The organism is Metapseudomonas boanensis (assembly GCF_018704125.1).
Lineage (GTDB): Bacteria > Pseudomonadota > Gammaproteobacteria > Pseudomonadales > Pseudomonadaceae > Metapseudomonas > Metapseudomonas boanensis.
The window spans coordinates 84,291-98,139 of sequence record NZ_JAGTIS010000005.1; the positions used below are offsets into that span (position 1 = coordinate 84,291).

Annotated in this window: 9 protein-coding genes; all 9 read right to left on the minus strand. The window is 66.4% G+C overall.

Annotated features, from left to right (window positions below; genetic code table 11):
• Positions 1-131: 131 nt before the first annotated feature.
• The 9 genes from J7302_RS11440 to J7302_RS11480 all read right to left on the minus strand — a co-directional run bounded on the left by J7302_RS11440 (position 132) and on the right by J7302_RS11480 (position 13,578).
• Positions 132-1,802, minus strand: coding sequence for a DUF1302 domain-containing protein (locus J7302_RS11440; protein WP_215374033.1), 1,671 nt, complete (start codon positions 1,800-1,802; stop codon positions 132-134).
• Between the two features lie 211 nt (positions 1,803-2,013).
• Positions 2,014-2,868 carry a crotonase/enoyl-CoA hydratase family protein gene (locus J7302_RS11445; RefSeq protein WP_215374035.1) on the minus strand — a complete coding sequence of 285 codons (855 nt, stop codon included), beginning with the start codon at positions 2,866-2,868 and terminating at the stop codon, positions 2,014-2,016.
• The gene (locus tag J7302_RS11450; protein ID WP_215374037.1) at positions 2,865-5,309 is read right to left on the minus strand and encodes a CaiB/BaiF CoA transferase family protein; all 2,445 of its coding nucleotides are present in this window, start codon (positions 5,307-5,309) and stop codon (positions 2,865-2,867) included. Before J7302_RS11450 ends, J7302_RS11445 begins: the two co-directional genes overlap by 4 nt.
• Before the next feature lie 160 nt (positions 5,310-5,469).
• The gene (locus tag J7302_RS11455; protein ID WP_215374042.1) at positions 5,470-6,345 is read right to left on the minus strand and encodes an alpha/beta fold hydrolase; all 876 of its coding nucleotides are present in this window, start codon (positions 6,343-6,345) and stop codon (positions 5,470-5,472) included.
• 24 nt (positions 6,346-6,369) lie between these two features.
• Positions 6,370-7,908: a class I adenylate-forming enzyme family protein gene (locus tag J7302_RS11460; protein ID WP_215374045.1), complete on the minus strand. Its 1,539-nt coding sequence runs from the start codon at positions 7,906-7,908 to the stop codon at positions 6,370-6,372.
• Between the two features lie 18 nt (positions 7,909-7,926).
• Positions 7,927-9,162, minus strand: coding sequence for a CaiB/BaiF CoA transferase family protein (locus J7302_RS11465; RefSeq protein ID WP_215374047.1), 1,236 nt, complete (start codon positions 9,160-9,162; stop codon positions 7,927-7,929).
• Between the two features lie 50 nt (positions 9,163-9,212).
• Positions 9,213-10,394, minus strand: a complete 1,182-nt coding sequence (locus tag J7302_RS11470) for an aromatic ring-hydroxylating oxygenase subunit alpha (protein WP_215374050.1) — start codon at positions 10,392-10,394, stop codon at positions 9,213-9,215.
• Positions 10,395-10,401: 7 nt separating this feature from the next.
• Positions 10,402-11,919 (minus strand): aldehyde dehydrogenase family protein, encoded by a 1,518-nt coding sequence (locus tag J7302_RS11475; RefSeq protein WP_215374055.1) that lies wholly within the window; start codon positions 11,917-11,919, stop codon positions 10,402-10,404.
• 15 nt (positions 11,920-11,934) lie between these two features.
• Positions 11,935-13,578, minus strand: coding sequence for a GMC family oxidoreductase (locus tag J7302_RS11480; RefSeq protein WP_215374058.1), 1,644 nt, complete (start codon positions 13,576-13,578; stop codon positions 11,935-11,937).
• Between the last annotated feature and the right edge of the window lie 271 nt (positions 13,579-13,849).

The following is a 13,849-nucleotide window of genomic DNA, read 5'->3' on the forward strand; positions in this document are numbered from 1 at the left end:
TTGCCATCGTCGGATACGACGATATTGCCGATCCCTCTGGACCGGCCCTTACCCGCCATCAGGCAGGCGTCCGGCGATGCCTTGAAAAAAATGGCCCCCGGAGCCAGGGGGCCATCAAGCGGTTGCGGCGACTAGAAATTGGTCTGGGCGGTGATCGATATCCAATCGCGGTCGTTGAGCATGAAGCTACCGTTGCCGCCTTCGAACACCGGCAGCCCCGCAGGCGTCAGCACGGTATCTCCGGTATGGGCTCGACTACCGATGTACTCGACCTTCAAGGTATGCCGGGCGTAGAAGTTAGCCGCTAGGCCGACAGAGAACTTGTAGGAGCCCTGGGCTGTGCCACCGAGAACGCCCGGATTACCTTTGAGCCCCACAGTGACGCTGGTTGGCATGCTTAGGTTGATGCCAGGTGCGACCTGTAACCACTCAGGCGTGAAGGACAGCGCCAGCGCCGTTGCGTTACGCGTCGAGCAACCGTCCCATTTGTCCTTGCCGGCACAACCTGCGTAGCCTTCAGCCTTGTAGAGCGCCTTATTCGTCGAGTCGACAGAAAGCACCCGGGTGTGGGCCAGCTCAGCAATAAAGGTACCCGTCTCGTAGAAAGGCGTCGTACTCAAGGGCACCAGGACGTTGGCGATCAGATTGACCACGTCACCGGTGGCCCCCCTTGTGGGATCGTCCGCCGCTAGGCTAGGCGTGCTGTTGAGCGCAGTGCCGTCGCGGTAGGAAAGCTCCATGCCCAGGCTGCTCTCGCCGACCGGTGTGTCCAGACTGATGCCGTAGAGATTCACATCTTGGTTGTAGGATATGAAGTACGATGGGGAGCGACCCTCCATCCTAAGTAGCGGTGCCCAGGGCTGCACCTCGTCCAACCGCCTATAGAAGAAGCTCACAGTCGTATCGGGGGTCGCCTGCCAGGCGGCATTGAGGCCGAAGTTGTCATTGATCTCATCTGCGCGCTCGCTCGAGCCACGTGGAATCCCGAGCATGCTGTCCTGACCGGTGAACAGGAAATCCACCGGCGCCAGGTAGGTGCCACCCTGCGGCAGCGCGTTCTCTGCACGCTCCAGGAAATACTGGAAACCGAGACCGAAGGATGACGTCAACTGGGTAGTCAGGTTGACCTGATTGCGCGGAAGGAAGAGCGCCTTGGTCGGAGTTCCCGGCGCGGCGGCACCGGCGATTCCATCGACTGCGCCCTGCGAATAGGAAATGCTCTGGAAGGGGAAGAACAGCCCGTTTCCCCAGAACTGGGTATTCCGCCCAAGGCGCGCGGTATAGGAGGAATCATCGAATGAATCGGAATACTGAACAAAAGCGTCCAGCAGCCGCCCGCCAGTAATGTAATCATGCTCCACGCCGCTGCGGTAATGGCCGGAGGGATAAGCGGCAAGTGCCCTGTAGGGTACGCCCGGGGCGAATTCGCCGGGATTGCCTTTCACATCGTCGTCATAGGCGAAGTCATGCCAGCCTTGGGCCGAAACCCTCAGGGAAAGCTTGTCGCGATAGGTGCCGCCGAGTTCGGTCAGCAGATTGAAGCGATTGGTTACTACATCTCCGCGATCCTTAAACTTGTATTCCGACTCATCGAAAGACGGGTTGTTGCCGATCTTGTTGTCGACGTCGCGGGCACGGAAGCCGAGGTTGTAGGTCAGGGTGTTGTCCCAGTAACCATTCCAGTCCTCGGTTTCGAAGGTGAACGCCTGCGCGTTGCCGCTGCAGAACGCCGCCATCACCATCGCCGGCAGCAGTGCCAACTGCATCGGCTTGTTGCAAGACGCTCTCCGACTGACCTTCATCAGCGGTTCTCCTTTTGTAATTATTCTTGGAATCTCGGTGACCACCCTCGTCGAGACGGGTGTGCTCGTGTGTATGCCAGGGCTCTTCGGCATTGCGACCGCGAGCCCGGAGACGGAATCAACGCTAAGGCATCCCTGCCCAATGCCCCATCGTCGGATGCGACGATTTTCTACGCGGGCCCCTTGCAACGCGGCACGCAGCCTTCCTACCTCAGCGGAATTGCGGCTCGCCCTGCCAGTCGAAGCAGGCCGGAAGATCGCTCGACACCCGATCAGGGAATTCGGCCGGACGTTTATCCAGGAAGGCCGAGACACCCTCGCGGGCATCGGCGGATCGGCCGCGTGCCTGCACCGCGCGGCTGTCCAGTTCGTGCGCCGCCATGGGGTGTTCGGCTGTGCTCATGCGCCAGATCATCTGCCGCGTCACGGCGAGTGAGACGGGGGCGCTGTGCTCGACAAAACTGCGCGCCATCTCCTTGGCTGCACCGAGCAGCTTCTCGGGGTCGTGGGTGGAATGCAGCAGGCCTCGGGCGAGCGCCTCGTCTGCAGCGACGAGGCGCCCGGAATAGCACCACTGCAAGGCCGTGGAGACACCCACTGCCTTGGAAAGGAACCAGGACGAGGCCGCCTCGGGGACTATCCCGCGACGGGCGAAGACGAAGCCGAAGCGTGCCAGATTGGAAGCCAGACGCACGTCCATGGCCAGTTGCATGGTTGCGCCAACGCCCACCGCCGCGCCGTTCACCGCGCCGATGATCGGCTTGAGGCTGCGGAAGATGCGCAGGGTGAGCAGCCCTCCCTCATCGCGGAACACGTCATCACCGGCATAGTCGAAGCTGCCGGCGCCAGCCGACAGATCCGCCCCGGCGCAGAAGGCGCGACCTCGCCCCGTGACCACAAGGGCACGCACGCTGTCCTCGGCATCGGTGTAATCGAGGGCAGCGAGAAACTCGCGGACCATCTCCGAGGTGAAGGCATTGAGCTTGTCCGGTCGATTGAGGTAGAGCACGGCGATGCCGTCCTCGTCGAGGGTCAGTTCCAGGTTGTCGAACTTCGGGCAGGTCATGGTTGGGCCTCCGGCTCCAGGGTGCGGCTGGCGGCGTCCGCCAGCAGGGCTTCGATCTCCGACGAGGCCGGTTCCAGCACGCCTTCGCGGACCAGTTCGGCGCAGTTCGCGGCGTCCACTCCGAGCAGCTCGGCGGCGATTTCCAGGGTGTGCTGCCCGAGGAACGGCGCTGGGCGGATACGCGGTTCAGGCAGTGGACCGAGGGCCGGGGCATTCTCGGTCAGCAACGGCGCGTCCAGTCCGGGTTGGTGCAGGGTGCGGAAGAAACCTCGAGCCTGCAGTTGCGGGTCGGCCGCAAGCTGGTCCAGGCGCAGCATGTCGCCGGCTGGAACACCATGCCCCTGAAGCAGGTTGCGTACCTCCACCGGGCTGCGCGAGCGGGTCCATTCGGCGACGCCGGCCTCCAGCTCCGCCGCATGGGCCAGGCGGCCCGCGCTGCTGACCAGGCGTGGATCACCCAGCCAATCGTCGCGCTCCAGCACCTCGCACAGCGCACGCCACTGCGCGTCGCCATTCACGCTGACCACACACCATTCGTCATCTCCCGCGCAGGGGAACAGGTTGCCCGGCGCATCGAAGCGATCACGGTTGCCACGGGGAACGAAGGACCCCGGAGCCACCGACTCTTCAAGGAAGTCGCTGGCCAAGGTGGCGAGGATGCTCTCCGCCTGGCACAGGCTTACCCGCCCTCCCCGCCCAGTGCGCTGGCGCCGGAGCAAGGCAGCAGCGATGGCGGCAGCGGAAACGCGTGCGGCGAAGTGGTCGGGGAAGATGGTGGTGCTGTCGCTGTAGCCCTCGTCCAGCTCCGGGTAGCGCCACAGCCAGGTCAGCCCGGTGCTTGCACGCACCAGCGGCCCATAGCCCATGCTACGGCTGAGAGGACCGTGGTTACCCAGGGCGCTGCTGTCGGCCATGATGATGTCCGGCTTGATGCGCACCAGCACCTCGTAATCGATACCCAGCGACTCCAGCGTGCCGGGCTTGAAGTTGGACAGCACCACGTCGGACTGCGCCACCAGGTGCTTGAACAGTTCCACGCCGCGCGGATCTCGCAGGTTCAGACCGAGGGAGCGCTTGCCACGCGAGCCCTGGGCGAAGGAAATACTCATCGGGCGGTTGTCGAGCGACTGACGCAGACCGTCCGGGTAGGCGCCACTCTCCACCTTGATCACCTCGGCGCCCTGATCGGCCAGCAGACGACCGAGCTCAGCGCCAGCGACTATCACCCCCAGGTCCAGTACGCGGATGCCGACGAACGGGCGGCGCATTGGCTGGCTCATGGTGGGCGATGTCGCAGCGGACCACTGCACGCCGTTGTCTGCGCCCAGTTCCGGTGCCGCGTTGCGCACGCCCGCCTGCTGGCCATCGATCTCGACGAAGCCAAAGGGCACGCGCCCCACCGCACCATTGCCCAGGGGTAGGTCGACGAAGCTGTCGCGGGCACGGAAATGCTCGTCGCGCAGTACCTCCTGCGGGCGCGACACGGCGGCAATGGGCACGCCACGACGCTGCCCCTCCGCCACCAGTTCGGCGACGCCGCGTTCGCGGAACAATTCGGCGATCAACGCGTTGATCTCGCGGATTACCTTGAAGCGCCGCGACAGGCTGGCGAAGGCAGGATCGGTGAAGGGATGGTCGTCGCCCAGCCAGGCCGACATGCCCTGCCATTGCCGGGGGTTGAGCAGACAGATGCGAACGGCGCCGTCGCGACAGGCAAAGATCGGATAGCCATTGCCCAGCGGTGGTCGCCCGCGAGGCGCCAGCTCCAGTGCACTGCGGCCACCGGCGGCACTGCCGGTAACCCCCATGCCGGGATCGAGGATCTGCAGCGTGGCCTCGTGGACCGAAAAGTCGAAGTAACCACCCGCCCCGCCGTTGCTGACATTCCAAAGGGCACTCAGGCCCACCCAGGCGGCCTGCATTGCCGCTGTTTCGTAAGCCAGCTCTCCCGGCGGCAACAAAGGCGATGAGCCCTTGATCCCGGAGCGCGCCAGCACCCCACCCATGGCTAGCAGTACAGCATTGCTGCCGGCGAAGGGGGCATAGGGCCCGCTGCGACCGAAATCGGTGAGACTCAGGGTCACCAGCTGCGGACGCAGCCGCGCGGCCAGGCCGCTTCGCTCCAGCCAGCCTGTCGGGGTGGAATCGAGGAAGAGGTCGGCACCGTCCAGCAGTGCAGCCAGGCGCTCGAGGTCGGCGGGGTCGTCAAGGTCGAGCTCGACGCTGAGCTTGTTGGCGTTATGGCTGGCGAAGTGCAGGCTGACACCGTCCTTCAACGGCGGCCGGGTCCTCGACGGCAGGCCGCCCTTGGGCTCGACCAGCAGCACCTCGGCGCCGAGGTCGGCGAGGAAGCGGCCGCAGCCTTCCAGGTGGCCGAAAGTCAGCTCCAGCACGCGGATGCCTGACAACGGGAGGGTCGCTTGCGCAGTGGGATTGTCCATCTTGCTGCCTCTTGTTCTGACTCGTGCTGCGAGCCGCACACTCCGCCATTCGAGGCTGGGCGGGGCGGCGGACGCGTTGGTCACGAGTATCCGGCAGGGGCGAAGATGGCTTCCTCATCGGTTCCGACGATTTTCCCTGTCGGAACCGATGAGGGCGGGTTTATACCGGCAATTCCAGGCTGTCGAGGAAGGCCAGGATGGCCGAGTTGAAAATATCGTTGCGGTCGCCGGCCACCATGTGGCCGGCACCCTCTACGTCGACGCAACGGGCGTGGGGGATCAGCGCCAGCAGCTCGCCGGCCCCCTCGTGGCTGACCACGTCGCTCTGCTTGCCACGCACCAGCAATGTTGGTACTTGCACCCGGCGGGCAGCCGCTTCCATGCGTTGGGTCATTACGCTGGAGTCGATGCGCCGCTCGCCCACCTGGAAGGCGGGGTCCCAGTGCCAGTAGAGCCGACCGTCAGCCCCCTCGCGCAGGTTCTTCAGCAAGCCCTCGCTGGAGCTGGGCCGCGGCCGGTTGGGCAGGTAGCGCGCGACCGCCTCGGCGGCCTCGTCGACCGAGCCGAATCCGTCCATATTGCCCTGCATGAAATTGCGGATCTGCTCCACCCCGGCAGTGGACATACGCGGCACCACATCCACCAGCACCAGCGCTCGGACCAGGCCGGCTTCGGCCTCTCCGACGGTCACCAGGGCGGTGGCTCCGCCCAGGGACGCGCCGATGATCACCGGCGGACTGTCGAGGGTCGCGATGACCGCGTGCAGGTCGCCGACAAAGGCTTCCAGGGTGTAGTCGGCATCCGGGGCCCAGTCGCTGTCGCCATGGCCACGCAGGTCCAGAGAGATCACGTGGTAGCCGGCACTGGCCAGGTCGGCCGCAGCCTTGCCCCAGGAGTGGCGGGTCTGGCCGCCGCCGTGGAGCAGGATCACGCTGTCCTGCCCGGTGCCGCCGGCGATGTCGGCGGCCAGGCTGACTCCGCGACTGCCGGCCAGTGAGGTGCCGCGCAGTGCCGGGGTGGATGAATCGCAATACATAGATGTGTTCCTCCTTCGATTGGACTAGCGCGCTTCCTTCAGGCTCACCGCGTGCAGTGGCACGCTGCTGAACTGCTGGCGCAGCTCGCGCTTGAGCACCTTACCGGAATAGGTGCGCGGCAGCGGCGTATCCAGTTGCACCAGGAAACGCGGGCGCTTGTAGTCCGCCAGTTGCTCCAGGCAGCGCGCCTTGAGCAGTTCGAGGTCCACCTGACCGCCATGGGCAACGATCATCGGGACTTCGCCCCAGCGCTCGTCGGGAACACCGATGATGGCGAACTCGCCGCTGCCAAGGACATCGGCCAGCGCGTGCTCCAACTCCGCCGGATAGACGTTGAGGCCACCGGATATCAGCATGTCCTTGCTGCGGTCGACGATGGTGAGGAAGCCCTCCTCGTCCATCCGCCCGGTGTCGCCGGTCAGCAGCCAGCGGCCTTTGCGGATGGCCGCGGTTTCCTCCGGCTTGTTCAGGTAGCCCTCCATGACGATGGGCCCGGCCACACAGATTTCCCCCACCTCGCCGAATGCCGCGGGCTCGCCCTGGGCGTTAAGCACACGGACTTCAGCCTGCATCACCGCGCGCCCGGCTGAGCCGAACTTGCGCTGTGCCTCGTCATGGAACAGCAAGGTAGCGAAGCCGCCGGACACCTCAGTCAGGCCATAGCCCTGGGTAATGGACACCCCCGCGTCCTGCCACGATTGCAGCAGGAACGGGCTTACCGGCGCGCCACCGGCCACCAGGTTGCGCAGGCTGGAAAAATCCATTTCGGCGAAGGCCGGGTGCTGGCGCATGCGTTCCAGCAGTACCGGCACCACGGTCCAGGTGTTGATCCGCTCGCGGGTGATCAGTTGCATCAGCTCGTCGGTGTCGAAGCTGGATGCCAGCACAGTCGTCGAGCCGGGGAACAGGCCGTCGCGGATGTAGTTGCACATGCCGCCGGTGTAGGCCAGCGGCAGCGAGATCAGCAGTTTGTCCGCGTGGGTGATGCCGCAAGGGATCACCCGTGCCAGGCTCGAGGCCATCAGGTTGGCGTGGCTGATCATGGCGCCCTTGGGTACCCCGGTAGTGCCGGACGTGTAGCAGACGAGGGCGATATCCTCAGGCTTCACCTGCACTTCCGGCAGCTCTTCCGGCGGCCGGCGCAGCTCGTCCAGCGGGCGCGCACCGGGCGCCACATCCACCGAGAACACACGCAATCCGGGTACCGCCTCGCGCGCTTCGGTGAGGATGCCGCTCAGCTGTGCCTCGGTGACGACCAGCGAGAGGCCAGCGTCGAGCACCGGGTAGAGCATCTCCCGGGCGGTGAAGCGGACGTTGAGCAGAGTCACCGCCACGCCGAGCTTCCAGGCACCGAGCAGGGTTTCGATGAACTCGTTGCGGTTGTGCATCAGGATGCCGATGCGGTCGCCTTGGCGCACGCCGCAGGCGAGCAGGCCGGCGGCGATGCTGTCGCTGCCACGGTCTAGCTCACCCCAGCTGAGGTCGCCACCATGGCCGCGCAGGGCCAGGCGCTCGGGCCAGCGGCGGGCCCAGTAGCGCAGGGTTTCATTCAAGTTCTGCATGTCGTGTATCCCGCTCGGTCAGTCGGCTGGTTGCAGGTAGATGGCTTCGCTGTTGCGCAGCCGCGCCAGGGTTTCGTCGTCCAGCCCCAGGCATTCGCGCAGCAGCGCTGCGGAATCCTGCCATTGCTCGGGCGCAGCGGCAGGAGCGAAGGACTGGCCGGTGGTCTTGACCGGCGAGGACGACAGGCGCAGGCGGCCCGCGCCGGGCTGCTCCACCTCGTACACGTTGTCTCGGGCAAGGAAATGCGGGTCCTGCACGAGGGTGTCGGCGCTGTTGGCCGGGCCGGCGGGAATGTCATGCTCCACGAACAGGGCCATCCAGTCGGCGTAGTCGCGGCTGGCGAACAACTCGGCCAGCGCGGCCTGCACTGCCTCGTCGGCGGCACCGGAGTCTGCTACCTGCTGGTAGATCAACGGCAGGTCCGGACGCTCGACGACCTCGCAGAAGCGGTTCCAGAATTTCGGGAACAGGCCCTGGAAGAAGATGCCGCGGCCATCACGGGTGCGGTAGGCGCTCAGGCGCGGCCAGCCCGCCATGCGCTTCTGGCTGTTGAGAAAACCCGGGCGCTCATGCAGCACCTCGGCGTTGAGCCGGCTATTGGCGGCGTCGGGCAGCCAGTGCGCGGCGGACTCCGCGCCACTGACTTCGATGTAGGCGCCCTGTCCGGTGCGCTGCGCGCGAAGCAGCGCCGACAACGTGCCGAGCGCCCCGTTGAGCCCCATGGCGTGCATGCCGACCGGCACCGCGCCGGCCTCGGCCTGCTGCTCCGGCGGTAGCGCGTATGGGTTGGCCGAGGACAACGCGCCGAAGGCGTCGAACGACGGCCCGTGGGAGCCCTGGGTGTGATAGGGCCCGCTGCTGCCCAGACCGGAAATGGAGCAGAACACCAGCCGCGGATTCAGCTCGCGCAATGCCTTGTAGCCCAGGCCCAGGCGCTCCAGCACGCCGGCGCGCATGCCTTCGATCACCACATCGGCCTGCGACGCCAGCTGGCGAAAGATGGCTGCACCCTCGGGGTGCTTGAGGTTCAGCCCCAGGCTGCGCTTGCCGCGGTTCCAGCGCAGGTGCAGGAAGCTCAGGCCATCGGGGGCGCCCACTGCATACTGGCCGCTGCGCCGCACCGGGTCGCCGTCAGCACCCTCCACCTTGATCACCTCGGCGCCCATGTCGGCAAGGTAGCCGCCCAGACTCGAGGGGCCGAGCTGCGCGACTTCCAGTACGCGCACCCCATTCAGAAAGTCATAACCGGACATCAGGTCTTTCCTCGTTATTGTTGTGGTCGACGCACGCAAGGCAGGCCGCGTCAGGCTTTGCGCGCCGCCTCGTCGAGGTCGCTCTGCAGTTGTCGGTGCAGGTGCGCGCAGGCCACCTCGCTGCGGCCGTAGCGGTAGGTGCCGTGGGGCCAGGCCTCGGCGTTCTGCTGGATGAACCGTTCCATCGGCCAGTCTTCCTCGGTAGCGGCGCGCTGGAGGATCTCCCAGCTCTTGTTGACCCGCGCCAGCAGGGCGTCGTCGAGGATGGCATCGCGCACCAGGAAGCGCAGGTGGGTCAGCGAGCGTCCCGGGTGACCGACGCAAGGCCAGACTGTCCAGAACTCCACGTGTTCAGGCGCGGCGATCATCATCGAGTTGGGGTAGATGACCAGGTTCGATCCGATGTACTTGGAGCCACCACTCACCGTTGCCTCGGATTTCGCCAGCGCCTTGAGCTTGGTGCGCGCACCGAAGTGCTGGCAGTGGCGGCCGTAGTCCTTGAACACACCGACGTTGGATTCGATCAGGTCGCCGACGCCGCCCGGGTGTAGGAAGCGTGGGTGGATGATGTCGATGGCGCCATCCATGATCAGCTTCCAGTTGATGTCCATGACAAAGGTCTTGTCGAGCACCACGCTCGAGGCATCCAGCTGCCAGGGTGCCATCTGCTCATCCACCGCGTCGCCCAGGTAATCGGCCAGAGCCGGCGCCGGCGTTTGCGAGAGCACGGCGAAGACCAGGCCGTGACGCTCCTCGGTGGGGAACGCGATCAAGCTGTTGCAGCCGCGTTCGATCTTCTCGAACGACGACTCGTAAGGCACGGTACGCAGCCCGCCGCCGTCGCGGTCGTAGGACCAGCCGTGGTACTGGCACATGAACACGCGCTTGTTGCCGGTTGCGGCCTGTTCCACCCGCCCACCGCGATGGCGGCACATGTTCAGGTAGACCTGCGCCCGGCCGTCGGTCTGGCGCACGATCAACAGCGGCATGTCGAGGATTTCGCGGGTGAGGAAGTCACCGTTGTTGCGAATCTCCGAAGCATGTGCGACCACGGTCGGCAGCGACTTCAGCAGCGCCACTTCCGCGGCGGCCCGCTCAGGGCTGACGAAATCGGCAACGGGTACGAACAGGTCATGCTCGGCGAGGTCGGTGGTGTCTTCCCGCAGGTGGGTGACGAGGCGTTGCGAGACGGCCTCGCTCACCGCGACGTCGAGTTTCTTCTCGGGCAGCATGGATGGGTTACTCCTGCATCGGCTTTGTCGTTGGAATTCCGGAATCCGTGTCGTGACGGCTCATTCGCGGCAGTACGTCGGCGTAGCGCCGTGCCAGGCGGCGCAGGGTGCCCTCCACCGCCAGCTGGTAGAGCTTTCCGTAGGGCGGGTGCATCGCCCGCAGCAGGCTGAAGGGCCCGCTCTGCCAGTACACCGCTCGGGCGTGGCTGAATCGGCGGAAACCCTCGACGCCGAAACCGTAGGCACCCATGCCGCTGTGCCCCACGCCGCCGAACGGCAGGTCCTTGACCGAGAGGTGCATCAGCGTGTCGTTGACCGTGGCACCGCCGGAGAAGCTGGCGTCCAGCACCCGCTGCGCGGCGCCAGCGTCGCGCGCGAACACATAGAGCCCCAGCGGCTTGTCGCCCTGGCGCAGCTCGGCCAGGGTGGCCTGCGGCTCATCGCAACTGCGCAGCACCAGCACCGGGCCGAACAGCTCCTCACGGCTGGCACGCAGCTCCGGCGCCGGGTCGACGATCACCGTCGGCGCCATGCGCAGGCTCGTCGGATCGGAGGCCTCGGCACCCAGGGTGATCACCCGCGCGCCTGCATGTCGCGCTTCGTCGACGATCGCCTGCAGGCGCTCGTAATGACGAGCGCTGAACAGCCCGCACAGATCCTCGCCCATCGCCTGGCGCCGCACTTCCGCGTCCATGGCGCGTAGCAGCGGTTGCTGCAGCGTGGCCGGAACGAAGGCGGTGTCCGGGCAGAGGCAGCCCTGGCCACCATTCATCAGCTTGCCCAGGGCCAGGCGGCGGCCGGCTTCGGCCACGTCGGCGTCGGCCAGGACGAACACCGGGCACTTGCCGCCCAGTTCCAGGGTCAGCGGGGTCAGGTTGTCCGCTGCGGACGCCGCCACCGCGCGACCCACACCGGTGCTGCCGGTGAACAGCAGGTGGTCCAGAGGCAGCGAGGAGAAAGCCTGGGAAGTCTGCAGGCCGCCAAGGGCCACACTCACCTCGTCTGGATCGAAATACTCGCGCACCGCCGCGTCGATAGCCGCCGCACAGGCTGGCGTCTGGTCGCTGGGGCGCAGGAAGGCGCGGTTGCCAGCGGCGAGAATGGTAGCCAGGGGTAGCAGCAGGAGCGTCAGCGGGGCGTTCCATGGAGCGATCACGCCGACCACACCCAGAGGCTGGTACTGCACCTGGGCCCGCGCGCCGAAGAGCGCGAAAGGCAGCGGCGCGGAACGCTTCTGCGGCTTCATCCAGCCAGCCAGCTTGCGTTCGGCGTGGTGCATGGCGTCCAGCGGCATGAACACTTCTGTCAGGCGCGCCAGCTCGGCGCGGCGGTTGGGGAAGTCTTCCTGCGAGGCGGCAACGAAGGCGTCGGCGTGCCGCAGGGTCATGGCGATGGCCCGGCGAATACGGTCGCGGCGGGTTTCGTAGGAGACCGGCAATTCGCGCAGGAACGCTGCGCGCATTTGTGCCAGGCGCCCATTCAGGGCTGTCGCGTCCAGGGCTTGCGGGTCGAGGTAGTCGTTCATCGTCACCCTCCTCCCTCACGCGGCCATTTTGCGGGCGTCGGCCAGCAGGAAATCGCTGCCTCGTTCGCCGATCATGATTGCCGCCGCGTTGGTGTTGGCGCTGAGCAGACGCGGCATCACTGAGGCATCCACCACACGCAGACCGTGCAGGCCTCGCACCGACAGGCGAGGGTCGAGCACGGCAGCGGAATCGCTGCCCATACGGCAGGTCCCCACCGGGTGGTAGCAGACGTTGGCATTGTTGCGAACGAATTGCGCCCAGCCCGCATCGTCTGTGGGGCGCGGCGACGGTGTGCGGTCGGCCTGCACGTAGCGACTCAGGGGCTCGGCTGCAAACAGCCGCTCGATGAGCTTGCAGGCGTCCACCAGGGTGCGAAGGTCACGCTCGTCGCCCAGCAACTGATGGGACACCTGCGGCAGCACGTCGGGCTCGCGGCTACGCAGGCGGACGTTGCCACGGCTGAAGGGATGGCAGACGTTGGCCTGGATCATCACCGTCGGCTCGCGGGTCATCTCCGCCAGGGCCGCGCAACGCACATCGGGCGCCATGTCGTAGCTCAACGGCAGGAAGTGCAGCTGCAGGTCCGGCTCGTCCAGCCCCGCACGAGACTTGGCGCAAGCCATCGCCTGCACCGCCGGAGTGACCATGGGCCCGCGCTTGCGCAACAGGTAGTTGCCCAGGTGGCGCATGACGTCCAGCGGCCCCATCTGGCTGTTGTAGGTCGGCACGCTGACCCTCTTGTTGATGCCCACTCCAACGTGCTCCTGAAGGTTCGCGCCAACACCGGCCAGGTCCGCAACCACCGGGATGCCCAGCTCGCGCAGGTGCTCCGCCGGGCCCACCCCCGAGCGCATGAGCAGCGCCGGCGAGCCGACGGTGCCGGCACTCACCACCACTTCGGAGCGGGCGTTGACCCGGAGCAGGCGGCCGTCGCGCAGCACCTCGACACCCACGGCACGGCGACCCGCGAAGAGCACGCGGCGAGCCAGGCAACCGGTGAACACGCGCAGGTTCGGCCGCTCTCGGGCCGCGGCCAGATAGCCCTGGGCGGTGCCGCAGCGCTGGCCGTCGCGTTGTGTCGCCAGGGACAGGAAAGCGCCGTGCTGATCGCCCCCGCAGTAGTCCGCCAGCGACGGCAGACCCTCGCTGGAGCAAGCCTGGACAAACACTTCGGACAACGGGTGCGGATCGCGCTGGAATGACACGCAAAGTGGCCCACCCTTGCCATGGGCAGGGTGCGCCGGGCCGGCGAAGTCCTCGGCACGACGGAAGTACGGTAGGCACTCGTCGAAGCTCCAGCCAGGGCAGCCGGAGGCGGCCCAGTGGTCGTAGTCGGCGCGGCTACCACGGATGTAGACCTGGCCATTGATCGAGCTGCTGCCACCGAGCAGGCGGCCGCCGGACCAGATGAACTGGCGGCCGGAGATAGAAGCATCTGGCTCACTCGGGTACTGCCAGTCGAAACGCGGGTTGCCGATCAGCCGCGACATGCCCGCCGGCATCCGTACCAGGAAGGAGTCGGCCTCGCCGCCGGCTTCGAGCAGGATGACCTGGTGCCGTCCTCCTTCGCTGAGCCTATTGGCCAGCACGCAACCGGCGCTGCCGCCGCCGACGATGACGTAGTCCGCTGTCAGGCTGTCCAGGTCTTGTGACTGCATGTCTTGCCTCGATTCTTGGATTGTGGATGGCATTCCGAAGAGCCCGCCAGACCAGCAAGGAAGCGGCTTTCAGGCATTTCTCCCGGGCTCTGCAACGAGTATCGGGGAGGCCCCTGGGGCGGGCATCGTCGTAAGCGACGAATCGGCGCTGGGGTTCCCAGGCGCTGTGCTTCGGCACGGGCCGGACAGCGACACGGGACGCACCATCAAGGTGCCGTTGCGCCCTGCCCGGCCAGGCCGGCCGGCCCCGTCGCTTCCGACGAGGGCTACC